This window comes from Chryseobacterium sp. C39-AII1, from assembly GCF_039672645.1.
Taxonomy (GTDB): Bacteria; Bacteroidota; Bacteroidia; order Flavobacteriales; family Weeksellaceae; genus Chryseobacterium.
The window spans coordinates 166,377-181,393 of sequence record NZ_JBDFPQ010000007.1; the positions used below are offsets into that span (position 1 = coordinate 166,377).

Genomic DNA, 15,017 nt, shown 5'->3' on the forward strand with positions numbered 1-15,017 from the left:
TAAAAGATAAATTCAATAAAAATTATATAAACGTTAATTTATCCTTAATTCAGGCATTAAGCAGTATAGTACGGGATGCTGTACAAAATATAACAGTCTAATTTTGATTTAGAATTTTAGAAATATAAGATAAACAATGGAAAAAGTAAAAACATTCAAATACGTAGACTATTTGTGGGATGATGAAAAAGCAGCATCTTTCGGAGATGATCAGGTTGCTTTATTTTTATACCGTTCAAACATCTTGGGGGCAGACCTTAGAATCACCAATTACGGAGGCGGAAACACAAGTTGCAAAACCATCGAAAAAGATCCATTAACCAACGAAGAAGTTGAGGTAATGTGGGTGAAAGGTTCAGGTGGAGACATCGGAACGCTTACGAGAAAAGGAATTGCAGGTTTATACACAGAGAGACTTCGTAATCTGAAAAATGTTTATCAAGGTCTTGCGGATGAAGACAGAATGGTAGGTTTATTCAATCACTGTATCTTCGATTTAGACAGCAAAGCGCCTTCTATTGATACGCCTCTTCATGGTTTACTTCCATTCAAACATATCGATCACCTTCATCCGGATGCTCTTATTGCGGTTGCTGCAGCGAAAGACAGTGAAGCGGTTACCAAAGAAATATGGGGTGATACAATGGGTTGGGTTCCTTGGCAAAAACCAGGTTTCGACTTAGGTTTGCAATTGGAAAAATGTTTAAACGATAATCCTGGAATCAGAGGAATTGTTTTAGGCAGCCACGGATTGTTCACTTGGGGAGATACTTCTTACGAATCTTATATCAACAGTTTAGAAGTGATCGAGATGGCTTCGGAATATATCGCTAAAAAAATCGAAGAAAAAGGTCAGGTTTTTGGCGGACAAAAAGTAGAATCTCTTCCTGCTGACGAGCGTAAAAATAAAGCGGCTCAAATCATGCCTTTATTAAGAGGTTTGGCTTCTTCTGAAAACAGAATGGTTGGGCATTTCACAGACAGCGATGTTGTGTTGGAATACATCAACAGTAACGATTTGGAAAGATTGGCTCCGCTTGGAACGTCTTGTCCGGATCACTTTTTAAGAACTAAAATTCAGCCTTTGGTGTTGACTTTAGATAAAAATGAAGATTTAAGTGATTCTAAAGCTATTCTTGAAAAACTAAATCCTCTTTTCGAACAATACAGACAAGAATACAAAGAATACTACGAAACGTGTAAACATCCAAACAGCCCTGCAATGCGTGATCCAAATCCTGTGATTATCATTTATCCGGGAGTGGGAATGTTCAGTTTCTCAAAAGATAAGCAGACAACCCGTGTTGCAAGTGAGTTTTATGTAAACGCAATCAATGTAATGCGTGGTGCAGAAGCGATTTCCGAATACACTTCATTACCAAGACAGGAAGCTTTTGATATCGAATATTGGTTATTAGAAGAGGCAAAACTTCAGAGAATGCCAAAAGAAAAACCATTATCAAGAAAAATCGCTGTGGTAACCGGAGCTGGAGGCGGAATCGGACAGGCAATTGCTGATAAAATGGTTGCTGAAGGTGCAGTTGTGGTTTTCACAGATTTAAATCAAGAAGCTTTAGACACGGTAACTTCTAAATATAATAAAGATCAGGCAGTTGGTGTTCTATGCGATGTTACGAGTGAAGAAGCGATTACCAATGCTTTTAAAGAAACCGTTTTAGCTTTTGGTGGGGTAGATATTATCGTACACTCAGCTGGTTTGGCAATTTCAAAATCTTTGGAAGATACAACGACAAAAGACTGGGATTTATTGGAAGATGTTTTGGTTAAAGGTCAGTTTTTAATGGTTAAAACAGGGGTCGAGATCGTTAAAAAACAAGGCTTAGGCGGAGATATCGTAAACATTGCAAGTAAAAATGGATTAGTTGCCGGACCAAACAATGTAGCCTACGGAACTGCAAAAGCAGCGCAACAACACATGACAAGATTATTGGCTGCTGAATTGGCTGCTGACAAAATCAGAGTGAATGTTGTAAACCCTGATGGGGTAATTGTTGGAAGCAAAATCTGGGAAGGATCTTGGGCAGAAGGTCGCGCGAAAGCCAACGGAATTTCTGTAGAAGAGTTACCCGCATTTTACGCAAAAAGAAACTTGCTAAATGAAATTATCCTTCCTGAAGATATTGCTAACGGAGTTTTCGCTTGTGTTGCGATTTTGGATAAGAGTACAGGAAACATCATCAACGTAGACGGTGGAATGGCAAACGCTTTCCCAAGATAAATTTTAAAACAAATTATTTTAAATTGATGAATTAAAATACTTGAACCATTAAGCTTTATTAAGAAGTTGAGAATTGTTAAGTTTAGCTTCGCTTTGAGAGGTACACTTAAAAAATCTATTTAATTTGTCTTAAAAAAACTTAACAACTTAAATGATCTTAATGGTTCAAATTCAAAATTTTTTAAATATTTATTCAATTTAAAAATGTAAAAAATAAATCATGATTATAGGAAAAGATATCATTGAACAAAATAATAAAATCGAGGTTGAAAATTTCAATTCAGACTTCGGGTATTTATCAGATAAACTGACAAGATCGGGTGCAAATGTTGCTGAAATTGTCAACAAAATTGCTGATTTCCAGGTAGCCATTCCAAGTTGGGCTTTGGGAGCAGGAGGAACCCGTTTCGGAAGATTTTCTTATGGTGGCGAACCCTCTTCTTTAGAACAAAAATTAGATGATGTAGGATTAATTCACGCTTTAACACATTCTGCAGGAGCTATTTCATTACATATTCCTTGGGATATTCCGAGTGATGTTGCAGCGATTAAAGAAAAAGCAGCTTCTCACGGATTGATCTTTGACGCGATGAATTCCAACACTTTTCAGGATCAGGCAGATGCAAAACAGTCGTATAAATTTGGTTCTTTAAATGCTGTAAATGAAGATTCTAGAGCGTATGCTGTGGAACATAATAAAGCAGTCATCAGAATCGGAAAAGAATTAGGTTCAAAAAGCTTAACCGTTTGGTTGGCAGATGGATCAAGCTTTCCGGGACAATTAAATTTCCAGACAGCTTTGTCAAAAACAGAGCAAAGTTTAAAAGAAATCTACGCAGGAATGCCGGAAGACTGGAAATTATTCATTGAATATAAACCTTACGAACCGAATTTCTATTCAACAACCATTCAGGATTGGGGAACGTCTTTCATGCTGGCAAATGCTTGCGGTGAACGAGCGTACACATTGGTAGATTTAGGTCACCATTTACCTAATTCCAACATCGAGCAGATTGTTGCAACGTTGATGTATAAAGGAAAATTAGGAGGTTTCCACTTCAACGACAGTAAATATGGAGATGATGATTTAACGGTAGGTTCAATCAAACCTTATGCATTATTTCTAATTTTCAACGAATTGGTGTACGGAATCGAGAACAATCCTCAAAACCCTTATCCGGCTTGGATGATCGATGCAAGTCACAATATCAAAGATCCGTTGGAAGATTTAATTCAATCGTTGGAAGCGATCTTAATTGCTTATGCACAGGCTCTTTTGGTAGATCAAAAGGCATTAAAAGAAGCTCAGTTGAATAACGACGTGGTTCGTGCGCAGGAAATTTTACAGAATGCCTACAGAACAGATGTTCGTCCGTTATTAAAAGCAGCGAGATTGCAGACAGGTGCGGCATTAGACCCGATTTCAGCATACAGAAATCTTAAAGTAAGAGAAAATTTAATCTCAGAAAGAGGTTTAAATGTAAAAGCAACAGGGCTTTAAACCTGTATTAAATTGATAATTTGGACTTTCAGGTGCAATCGAAAGTCCTTAATTATATGTATCCTTATTTTTTTAATCATTAAGGTTGAAAGTGTTTAGATCATTAGGGTTTTAAGCCTCGTCGCTTAAGGAAATTAGTGGATTTTTTCCGTATAAATGTTAATATCTGAACACTCCTTAATGGTGTTTTTTAAACACGAATTTCACAAATTATTTGCACAAATATCACAAATAAAATTGTGTCATTAGTGAAAAATATTAGTGCATTAATGTTTAAAATTAAAAGGTATCCCTTTGCTGAGTGAAACACCTTTGCGAACTTAAAAACGTTTAGTAGTCAAAGAAAATCTTTGCGAACTTTGCGTTAAAATAAAATCCAAGTAAATAAAATTTAAGAACATAAATTAGTGTTATTAGTGAAAGCATTAGTGCAATTTGTGTTTAAGTAAAAAAAATTCATCCCAAGAATGTCTAAAAAAAAGGTAACCATCGTATTTGATATTGGAAAGACCAATAAAAAATTCTTTTTATTTGATAAAAATTATAAAGAAATCGTTCGTGAGTATACAGAATTGCCGCTCACAACGGATGAAGACGGTTATCCCACGGAAGATCTTGGAGCCTTACAAAATTGGATCAAAGATAATTTTAATGCCATTTTGGATGATGAAAATTTCGAAGTAAAAGCCATCAATTTCTCGACGTATGGAGCGAGTTTTGTGCACTTGGATCAGAAAGGAAATGTTCTGACGCCTTTGTACAATTATACCAAACCGATGGATGAAGATATTCTTGATTTATTCTACGAAAAACACGGTAGCAAACTGAAAATTGCCCGCGAAACAGCCTCGCCGCAATCCGGAATGCTGAATTCGGGAATGCAGTTGTTTTGGTTAAAATACAAGCATCCAGAAACTTTCAAAAAAATTAAATACAGTCTGCATTTACCTCAGTATCTGTCTTATTTGTTTACCGGAATTTGTGTGTCGGAATTTACTTCGATAGGCTGCCACACCAATTTGTGGAACTACGATAAAAATGATTATCACGACTGGGTTTACGAAGAAGGAATTGATGTTTTATTGCCGCCAATTGTACCGACTTCTGCGAGTATCAATACTTCGTACAGAAATAAAAAAATCAAAATCGGTGTAGGAATCCATGATTCTTCATCGGCATTATTGCCTTATATTTTAAGTAAAAAAGAGCCGTTTTTATTGCTTTCAACAGGAACCTGGAGTATTTCTTTAAATCCATTTAATGATGAAAGTTTAACAGATGAAGACATCGAAAATAATTGCTTAAATTATATGCGAATCGACGGAAAACGTGTAAAAGCATCGCGTTTTTTCATGGGCAATGAATATAAAATTCAGGTTGAAAAATTGTGCAATCATTATGGAAAAGAATATGGTTTCCACAGAGAAGTACAGTTTGATCAGGAATTATATTTACATTTGATGAAACATCAGGCGGTATATTTCCGTTTTGAAGGTATTGCTTTAAAAAGAAAAATGATTAGTGAAACAGATTTAAATTCTTTTGCTACATTTGAAGAAGCTTATCATCAGTTAATGATTGAATTAATGGATTTACAGATTCATACCATTAAAAATGCGATCGGAAATTCAGAAATCAATACCATTTATATTGATGGAGGGTTCACAGATAATGATGTATTTATGAAGCTGATGTCTCACCATTTTCAGGATTACAGCGTGATGTCTACACATTCACCGCTGGGTTCGGCATTGGGAGCATCGATGGTGATTTCTAATAAAGAAATCGATGAAACCTTCTTACAGCAACATTATCAGATGAATTTGCTTCAACCTTTAATTTTTAATGTATAAAATATTTTAGTTGTTGGTTAATGCTTGTCAGTTGACAACAAAATAGTAAAACCAGCAACTATCAACCAACAACGAACAACAAATTATGGCATTTCCCTTTGATACGCGTTACGCCTCCCTTGAACTTCTCATTGAAAGAGCAAAAAAAAGAATGCCTCGTTTTGCGTTCGAATATTTGGATGGTGGCTGTAACGAAAACATCAACAGAGACCGAAATACAAGCGAGCTGAGAGACGTTCTGCTTCGTCCGCGCTATTTGAATAACAATTATGCAGAAGCCAATATGGAAACCGAGTTATTTGGCGTAAAATATTCTGCTCCTTTCGGAATTTCTCCCGTTGGATTGCAGGGTTTGATGTGGCCAAATGCTCCGGAAATTCTGGCTAAAGCAGCTTTTAAACATAATATTCCTTTCATTTTAAGTACCGTTACCACAAGCAGCATCGAAAGAATTGCGGAATTAACGGAAGGAAAAGCTTGGTATCAATTGTATCATCCGAGAGAAGAATGGTTGCGAGATGATATTCTCGATCGTTGTGAAGCTTCTGGTTATGATGTATTATGTGTTTTGTCTGATGTCCCGACTTTCGGGTACAGAGCTAAAGAAATCCGAAATGGTTTGGCAATGCCTCCTCAACTGAATTTCAGAAATGTTTCTCAGGCTTTGGCAAAACCGGAATGGTGTCTTGAAATGTTAAAACACGGTATTCCAAGTTTTAAAACAATGGAAAAATATATGGATAAGAACATGAACGTGAAACAGTTGGGGCAGTTCATGAATTCTACGTTTTCCGGAAGATTAAATTCAGATAGAATCAAAGCCATTCGCGATAAATGGAAAGGAAAATTGGTCATTAAAGGTGTTGCTTCCGATGAAGACGCAGAAGAAGCAGTCCGTTTAGGATTCGATGGAATGATTATTTCCAATCACGGCGGAAGACAATTGGATGCCGGAGAATCTACAATTGCGGTGGTGAAAGAAATCAGCGAAAAATATAAAGGTCAGATTAAAATAATGATGGACAGTGGCGTAAGAACCGGTCCGGATGTTGCCCGTGCCTTAAGCTGTGGCGCCGAATTTACCTTTATGGGAAGAACGTTTATGTATGCCGTCGGAGCTTTAGGCGACAAAGGTGGCGATCACATCATTGAAATGCTGAAAATGCAGTTCAGACAGGTAATGGAGCAGGTTTGCTGTGAAAAACCGGAAGAGTTACAGAACTTTAGAGTAAAGTAGTTTTTTGGGTAAGGATGCTTGAAGAGGGAGGCTGGAAGTTTCTCAACTTTATACTAAGATAAAATATGGTTTAATATTCAATAGGAACGGGTTTTAGCCCGTTTTTTATTACAAAATTTTCAATTGGCTTTAGCCAAAACTTAAGATACATTTTTAAACCATTAAGATTATTTAAGTTGTTAAGACTTGATTAAGAAAAAATCAAATAGATTTTATAAGGATTTTGCTAAAAGCGAAGCTTATCTTAATATTCTTAACTTCTTAATAAAAATCTTAATGGTTCAAAATAGCTTCAAAACAAAAAAAATCGCAAAGAAAACCCTGCGAATTTACGTTTATTGTAGAAGAAATTATTTCTTTTTCTCAGACTTTACCGCCTGTCTAGCCAATAATTTCCAGTCTTTTTTCACTTTAGTCCAAACTAGAACAATATCCAATGTTACATCGCCGGGTGCTTTTCCAGCATCAGCAGTCGTTGCATATAAATGATGACGCACAATCGCGGTATTTCCAACAACATCAACCTTCTGATTAGTAATATCAATGGTAACAAAATCAGATTTTTTGCTGACTAATTTTTCAACAAATTCTGTAGCATCATCAATATGTCCACCAGAATGTCCGTAAGTTAATTCAGGTAAAATTAAAGCCTCCAATTCAGGTTTTTCTCCGCTGATCATTGCTAGTCTTAATTTTTCTGAAGCCGCAGTCACAGCATCTTTATCATTAGTTTTCTGTGCGGAAATAGTTACTGCCATTAAAAAACTCATGGCTAAAATTATTTTTTTGATCATAATAAAATTTATAATATTTTTCTTATTTAAATAGTTAATGTAATCGATTGCATTAAATCTGTTTAAAGAGATTATAATTTATAAAGAATCTCTCTGAATAAATTTAAACACATTATTTACAGATTCTTTTTTATTTTTTAGGATCATATACGCTGCAGATTCCCCCATTGCTTTAAAATCTGTTGTAATAACCGTAATTCCAAGCAATTCTTTCAGTGGAGTTTCATTGTAGGAAATGATGCCGATATCTTCACCTAATTTCATATTATTTTGTCTGATTTGCTTTACCAAATTTACCAGATCACGTTCACGAATGGTGATGAAAATATCCTTTTGTAATTCCATATCGGGATAAATTTCATCCAAAATCTCATAATCCAATTTAAAATCTTTACAGAATTTCTCAAAACCGCGAACAATACGGAAAGGGTAGGGGTGAATCGACTTGTCAGGATATACCAAAATGATCTTCTCATATTTCCTGATTTTGTCTAAACCTTCCTCTAATGCTTCATAAATATCGTGCTCAAAATCCTGAAAAATAGAGCCGTATTCGCCCGAAATATTAGGCTTAGTATTGTCGAGCATCAATAATTTATTCTTCGGAATTTGTTCAATCATATCAATAACTTCCTGTGTTGAACTCGTGTGTTTCGACTGCTCATCCCGAAAATGTGGCATAATGACATAATAATCAAATCCGCCTAAATTTTTCTTTAATGAATTGATAAAAAGCGTTTCGTCACAATGGTAAATATACATCTCCACATTGCCTTTGGAACCGATTGCATTCACAAAATAATTATAAATCATCATCTTGTAAGTACTCGGTTTATTGATCAGGAAGAAAATATTAATGGTATTATTTTTATTAACACGCGAAATATAATATCCCTTTCCCTTTACAGACTCAATAATCTGCCTTTTCCTAAGTTCTTTATAGGCTTTTTCAACGGTATCTCTTGAAAGAAAACAAGATTCGCTGAGCTCGTTGATCGAAGGAATTTTTTCTCCAATCTGAATTTCTCCACCATCAATTCCGTTCAGGATAGAATCTACAATCTGCTTATATTTCGGAACTCTGGAATTTTCATTAATGTTTATTTCAAACGTTTCTGCCATGGCTTTTCGGTACAAAGGATTATTTTAGTTTTAAAAAACTAATGTAATAAAGAGGTTAACGGTTCAGAAAAGATACAAAAATTTACAATAAATGATATTCGTCATGTTTAATTTTGAAAATTAATTTAAATGGTTGATTTTTAAATAATTGTATTTACTACCTGATATACGTTTAAATTCTCAAAATCCCCGGAAATCATACATAACTTTAAAATAATGACCAATTTTAACCTTTACGTTAACCTTAATCTTAACCTTGATCTTCGAGTATCATACTTTAAATAAAAAAGCCTGCTCTTCGTAAGAACAGACTTCAGCTATATGAATGTGAAATTTTTTAAGGCATCTTTTTAAAACCTTCGGCTTTTATTTTCCAGGTTCCATCTTTCGGAAAGCCAGGATATTGTCCTGTCGAATTATCCCAACCTTCCAACATCATGGCAACAGTTGTTAAAACACCGCCGTTTCCAGGAAGATAAATTCTCAAACGTCCATCCTGGAAATTATGACCATTTTTAAGATATGTATTGGTCTGAATATCCATAAATAAAGCATCCAGCGCTTTATTCGGAAGTCCCAATCTTGCAGCTGTCATCGCGGTCATCGGGAAATCCCAACCCCAGGTGTGACCCCAGTTCCATCTTTCCCAAACAATATCCAATGTGTTTTTCATAATCTTTTTATCCAATTTTGGAGATTCAGGAACCATTCCTAATGCTCCTAAAACAGCAGGGTGGTCGGTCATCCATTTTGGAAATGTGAAAGAATCTTTTGCCGATTCCGTTGATAAATAAACTCCATCCTGAACCGGAAGCGGAGCCAATTTCGTAATCACATCATCCCATTTTTTATCTCTCGATTCACCCAATCTTTCTTTCCATTGTTGAGCCACTTTCAATGCCCAATCCCAATACGCCACTTCATAAGTAGGGTTAAAAGTATCTTTTGCAGGGAAAACTTCCTGTGCAGGAATTACGCCTTTTCCAAGATTGTAACGGTTTTTCTCTTTGTCATACGTTGCAAAATCAGCCATAAATTCAGCCGTTGCAAAAACCAAATTTTTATATTTTTCTAAAACTTTTTTGTCTTTGTTGTGACGGTATAAAAGCTCAGTCATATAGATCAAATGCGGTTGTTCCCAAATCAAAAATGCAGCCACAGAAGACGGACTTTCATTTCCATCATTGTCTGACATTTTAATCCAACGAACGCCTTTATACCCTTGTCTTTCCGCTAATTTTTTAGCTTTTTCAAACGACCTGAAATAATAATCTAATTGTTTTTCCAAAATCTCCGGTCTTCCCCACAAAGCGTAATGAACACCGTGCCACCAATGCATTTCTGTGTGTGGTTTTCCGTACCAGCTGTTGAATGTCAAACCTGTTTCCTGCGGCGGATTGCTTCCTCCACACTGAACTTTCGTTAAATATTCAGACAGAACAATTCTGCGCTCCAATTCGTTGGCTCTTTTATCGGTACTTCCTTCAAAATCAACCGCTGCACCGCTTTCCCAAAAGTTTTTCCAGCCGGAAATACTTTCTTTTTCAGCATCAGCGAATAAGCTTTTTGAAGTTTTTTGATTTTTCTCTGAAAATTCAACCGTCAATTCTAAATTTTTGCTTTTTGAAGAAGGCTCGTAAACAAAATAATGTTTTCCAGCCTCGCTCAATTTTCCATCGGTGAAATATAATTGCGTGAAATAATCTGCAGTTTGCAGTTTATGCTCAATCAATCCCTGAGTTGAGCTTGATGAAATGATTTTTGTGGAATGTTTATCAGCGTTTCCATAAAAAGCTGCTTCATCCAAAAACTGTCCGCTCGGATAAGGATATTTTGCGAAAACCTTCAATCTTTTTTGAGAAATTAAATCCGACTCTATTTTAACCCCGATTTTATCAGAATTTTGGAAAGAAGCAGTCCAGACTTTTACAGGAGTTCCTTCTAAAGTAAATTCACTCGTAATAATTCCCGTCCACAAATCGATTTTCTGATTGATGTTTTGAATATCTGAAACCTGTGCTTTCTGACCGTTCTTTTTAATCAGTTCAATTCCCACATTTCCGAGTTGCAAACGATGTTGATTAACTCTGAAATATTCAACAGCTTTTTTATTGCGTTCAGGTTCTTTAATTTGAACACTGTACAACGCTTTTCGACCGTCATTATTGAAATCGTAAGGCTTTAAAGTTTCCTCAAATTTGAAATTTTCAGTATTTGGAAAACTGTTCCAGCCCCATTCTGACTGCGTTCCCAAAGAAACTCCATTTTTATAATATTCAGGGAACGACTGCATTCCGGTAATGTCAACCGTGTAAGCAAATTTCCCGTTTCCAACCGTTAAAGTTGATAAAGTATCTGCTTTTACATTGACGATATTATGTCGCTGAACGACCTTTTTTCGGTCGATTTTCTGAGCATTTAAGGATGAAAATCCGATGCAGAAAAGACTCAGATATATTGCAATTTTCTTCATTTTTAAATTTATTTTTTGTTTTTAACCACAAAAGAGGCAAAAGATTTCTCTTATTATTTAGCTATTCAAAAGCTGGCAAAACGAGAATATAAACCATACATTTTGTAAACTTTTGAATTTCTTATTTTCCAATAATTTCTTTTGAACCTTTTGCGGTTTAAATTATTTATTTTTTATCAGCCACGAATGCACGAATTTTTTATTTAATTATTCGTGCATTCGTGGCATTTAATTTATCTCAAAACAGTCGCACTCATCATTCCCATTACGACATCATTGCTCACAGCCGTTAGTTTTACAGATTTTAATTCTTTATTCGCATCAATTGGTAAATCCAAAATCGTTGCAGCCCCACCATCAATCTGACGGTCTGTAAATCCTTTAATGCTGGAATATTTACTTAAACTTCCGCCTTTATATAATTCGCCTGTTTTCAATTGAACCCGATACGGAATTTTATCATCCGGAATTTCAAAAGCAAAATTGTCATCAAACAAATCCTGCTCAATCGGCCACCAATTCGTTGGGTTTTTTAATTCTAATTTTGAAGTCGAACCATCAGTATATTGAACTGTAATTGTTCCATTTATAATCTGCGACTGCATCGGATTCGTAGAACCAGCCATCAGAAAATAGATTTTCTTTCCTTTTCCACTCAGAGGAATTTCAATAGAATCAGGATAATTATCCCACTGACTTGCAAAAGCAATATTTTTATCTGTTTTATCAATTAAAAAAGGAATTCCAAGAAAATCAACCTTTCCATTTTTTCTTTTATTCATCAATCCGCTGTCATCGATTTGAGCTGTTATTAACGGATAACACCAATTCCCGATTCCCTGCCAAGGAAGCTGTAGAGTAGGTACTTTCAATCTTGGCGAAAGATATTTCTGATTGAAAATCTCAGTTACTTTTTCGTTGTATTTTGAAGCTAATGAAATAGTATTGAACTGACCTTGGTTTTCAATTTCCCAATCTGTGATTTCAATATTTTGTTTGATTCCGTTGTATTCAAGATTGATAGAATTGGTTCCTTTGCTTAAATAATTTGTTGGAATTTCAATGGTTGTATTTTCATTTTTCTGAATGCTAAAAGTTTTATTTAAACCATTAATACTCAGTTTTCCATTAATTGAATTTGTTGATTTTGACTGAATTTGTAGTTTTTTATTCGCCCATTTTGTTTCCAAAGGAAAACGGATATCTACATTCACAGGTTGCCACCAAGTCGTCCCATTTTGCTCGACCTGAACGAAAAAAGTTCCTTTTCTTTCTTCCTGAATTAAACTAAATTGATTTCCATTTCGGTTTTTAATTAATTGCTGAGGGTCAAGAATATCTTTAATTTTCTTTTTTGAATCAAAATTCAACTGAAGATTTTCCGAAATATAATTAGTAAAATCTGTCTGTTCGTTTTTCAGTTCTTCTCCGGAATAATTAATTTCAAGCTTAAAATCTTTTCCTTTTGGTGTTTCAAACTGAATAATCGGCTGTAAAATAGAATTAGGTTTAATTTTCCAATCCACTTTTTTACCATTCACTTTCACCGATTTGATATTGGAATCATTCACAGGGATCTGCATTTCCAACGAAATTGGATTTTGATATTTTGAAGTGAAAATATATTCAGCTTTCTTCGAAGTTCTCGTAAACTGATAATCCCAATCCGGAAGCTTCAATTCGGCAGAATTCCAGTCTTTCGGGAAACCAGGTTTAATGCTGATTTTATTTTCCAATAAATTCGGATAAACGCCGAAAAGTCCTTCTGTCAAAGTTCGTGAAGCGACACCAATCGGGTCGGCAAAATCCCGGTACAATTCGCCACGAAATGCATCATAATGAGACAGTTGCTCAAAATTTCCCGGACTGATGCCGTAATACATTGATTCCACCAGATTTCCTTTCCAAAGTTGGTAGGCATTCTCATTTCTTCCAGCTTGCCAATACGCCAAAGCGGTCTGTAAATTTTCTGCCAAAGCGACGTTGTTAATCGACCAGTCGTAAGGTTGCCAATTCGTTGTTGCTAATGTAAAATAGTCTTTATTTTCCGCACCTTTTACCGTAATCGGAATTTTCGGGGTGTGATTATTAATGTATTGTAAGTTCTGATAATCCTCAAATTCATTCAAAATAAACGCATCGGAAACGTGATAAATCGACCATATTCCCGGTTTATCGTGAACGATTTGGTTGCCCAAAGCATCTTTATATTCAGCAAAATAGCCTTTGTTTTTAATCCAAAGTTCATTTTTCATCGCCTTTAAAATCGCATCAGCTTCCTGTTCATAAAGTTGCGGATTTTCGCCAATGATTTTCGCCAGTTTCGCCATTTCACGGTTGGCTCTGTAATTATACGCCGAAGTATGTGTCACCTTTCCACCTGAATATTGAAGCGCATCACTTGCCCAAATCGCCGCATACGCATCATACAAATCACCACGTTTGAAATTCCGTTTTTCCCAATTCATATGACGAACCATTGTGGGCCACATTTTCTTGAGAAATTCTTTGTCTCCCGTGTAATTGAAATGAGAAAACAGCTGGTCAAAAAACACCAGATTCATATCGTAATGATGTGGTTTGGTATTGTCATTCGGATTTCTGGAAATATATCCGCTCGAAAAAACAGAAGTCCCCATTTTCTCCGCACTTCTCGCCCAATGAAGCAATGTATCCATTTCTACAGGCGCAAAATCAGGTTTTAAAACCTGAGAATTGGCATAACTTTCAAAATGTTCTTTTGCTCTGTCGTGCCAACTCAACGCATCTGCTGTGTAAGCGCCACGCCACGCATTCAGTCGCATTCTCCAAGCAACTGCTCCGTGAAGAAAAGTCGGACTTTCCCAGATTCCGTCGGCTGCAACGGCTAAATTCGCTCCGAAATTATTCAAATCTGCATCCGGAGTTTTGAGCTGAATTCGATTGGTTAATATTAAACGAGCTTTTTCAGCTTCATTAAATATGTTTTTTAAATCTTCGTCTGAAAAGTTTTTAGCTGATTTCCCTTTTGCAATTTGGATATAAATCGGATTCTTTTGAGAAGAATAGGAAGCGTAAACAATCGGAGATTTATCTGTTTTATTTTGAGTAAACTCAGCCAATTTTTCTAAAGTCTGAGCATCAGTTTGCTGTAACAAATTAACGTTTGAAAAACTTCCACTAACGATTTGACTTTCTTTTTTCTTATTTAAATAATTGAGTTGGAATTGATTTTTATTAATCTGAAACTGATTATTCAGACAATATTCAGGCAACAGATAAAATCCGGATTCCGGATCTGCGCCAATGTCGCCGTTTCTACTGAAAGTTGTTCCGCTTGCTCCGCCAAAAACTGCATAGATTTTTGTTGATGAATCTATATTCACAGTTTCCATTTTCAAAACCAAACCTTCTTCTTTGGCTTGAGCTAAAACAGTTAATTTCAAAGTTCCTATTCCAAGAATTGGGTCTTTAATTTCATACAACATCGTTCCGGGACGATATCTTGTTTCAATTTTATCAGCGTTAATTAATTTCTTAATTGAATTTCCTTTCTGAATAACGAATTGAAGATTTCCGCCCATTCCCGGAAGATACAATGCAAATTCCGGCAAATCTCCGGCTTCAACTCTCGATACACGATTGTCTCCATACAATGCACGATTGAAACGGTATTTTCCGTTAACCAATAAAAAATCGCCTTTGTCTTCTTTATAGTGCAGTTCACGCTCTTTGTTCTGCCAATGTTTTGATTGTGCAAAAGAATGTGAAAATGCCGATAAAACAATAAGTCCGACGAAAATGGTTTTTCTGCGCATT

Annotated in this window: 8 protein-coding genes; 4 read left to right on the forward strand and 4 right to left on the reverse strand. The window is 35.6% G+C overall.

All coding sequences use genetic code 11. The features are described from left to right. The first annotated feature begins 136 nt into the window (after positions 1-136). The 4 genes from ABEG63_RS12900 (at position 137) to ABEG63_RS12915 (ending at position 6,830) form a co-directional block, all read left to right on the forward strand. Complete coding sequence (locus ABEG63_RS12900; protein ID WP_346585313.1) at positions 137-2,239, forward strand: bifunctional aldolase/short-chain dehydrogenase; 2,103 nt, start codon at positions 137-139, stop codon at positions 2,237-2,239. Between the two features lie 220 nt (positions 2,240-2,459). Then, on the forward strand, positions 2,460-3,740 hold the full coding sequence (locus ABEG63_RS12905; protein WP_346585315.1) for a sugar isomerase: 1,281 nt from the start codon (positions 2,460-2,462) through the stop codon (positions 3,738-3,740). Between the two features lie 467 nt (positions 3,741-4,207). Continuing rightward, positions 4,208-5,593, forward strand: a complete 1,386-nt coding sequence (locus ABEG63_RS12910) for an FGGY family carbohydrate kinase (RefSeq protein WP_346585316.1) — start codon at positions 4,208-4,210, stop codon at positions 5,591-5,593. An 85-nt stretch (positions 5,594-5,678) separates the two neighbouring features. Further along, positions 5,679-6,830 (forward strand): alpha-hydroxy acid oxidase, encoded by a 1,152-nt coding sequence (locus ABEG63_RS12915; protein WP_346585317.1) that lies wholly within the window; start codon positions 5,679-5,681, stop codon positions 6,828-6,830. A gap of 350 nt (positions 6,831-7,180) precedes the next feature. Here ABEG63_RS12915 and ABEG63_RS12920 read toward each other — a convergent pair whose 3' ends face one another. From ABEG63_RS12920 to ABEG63_RS12935, 4 genes are all read right to left on the reverse strand, one after another. Next, a complete protein-coding gene (locus ABEG63_RS12920; RefSeq protein WP_346585319.1) occupies positions 7,181-7,624 on the reverse strand; it encodes a nuclear transport factor 2 family protein in 444 nt (147 codons plus the stop codon). Positions 7,625-7,702: 78 nt separating this feature from the next. After that, complete coding sequence (locus tag ABEG63_RS12925) at positions 7,703-8,746, reverse strand: GntR family transcriptional regulator (RefSeq protein WP_346585320.1); 1,044 nt, start codon at positions 8,744-8,746, stop codon at positions 7,703-7,705. 337 nt (positions 8,747-9,083) lie between these two features. Continuing rightward, positions 9,084-11,219 carry a hypothetical protein gene (locus ABEG63_RS12930; protein WP_346585322.1) on the reverse strand — a complete coding sequence of 712 codons (2,136 nt, stop codon included), beginning with the start codon at positions 11,217-11,219 and terminating at the stop codon, positions 9,084-9,086. A 233-nt stretch (positions 11,220-11,452) separates the two neighbouring features. Beyond that, complete coding sequence (locus ABEG63_RS12935) at positions 11,453-15,016, reverse strand: DUF4450 domain-containing protein (protein ID WP_346585324.1); 3,564 nt, start codon at positions 15,014-15,016, stop codon at positions 11,453-11,455. Position 15,017: the final 1 nt, after the last annotated feature.

Bases quoted from the DNA above. Each gene is read 5' to 3' on its own strand.
- ABEG63_RS12900 (WP_346585313.1), top strand. From the start codon at position 137: ATGGAAAAAGTAAAAACATTCAAATACGTAGACTATTTGTGGGATGAT.
- ABEG63_RS12905 (WP_346585315.1), top strand. From the start codon at position 2,460: ATGATTATAGGAAAAGATATCATTGAACAAAATAATAAAATCGAGGTT.
- ABEG63_RS12910 (WP_346585316.1), top strand. From the start codon at position 4,208: ATGTCTAAAAAAAAGGTAACCATCGTATTTGATATTGGAAAGACCAAT.
- ABEG63_RS12915 (WP_346585317.1), top strand. From the start codon at position 5,679: ATGGCATTTCCCTTTGATACGCGTTACGCCTCCCTTGAACTTCTCATT.
- ABEG63_RS12920 (WP_346585319.1), bottom strand. From the start codon at position 7,624: ATGATCAAAAAAATAATTTTAGCCATGAGTTTTTTAATGGCAGTAACT.
- ABEG63_RS12925 (WP_346585320.1), bottom strand. From the start codon at position 8,746: ATGGCAGAAACGTTTGAAATAAACATTAATGAAAATTCCAGAGTTCCG.
- ABEG63_RS12930 (WP_346585322.1), bottom strand. From the start codon at position 11,219: ATGAAGAAAATTGCAATATATCTGAGTCTTTTCTGCATCGGATTTTCA.
- ABEG63_RS12935 (WP_346585324.1), bottom strand. From the start codon at position 15,016: ATGCGCAGAAAAACCATTTTCGTCGGACTTATTGTTTTATCGGCATTT.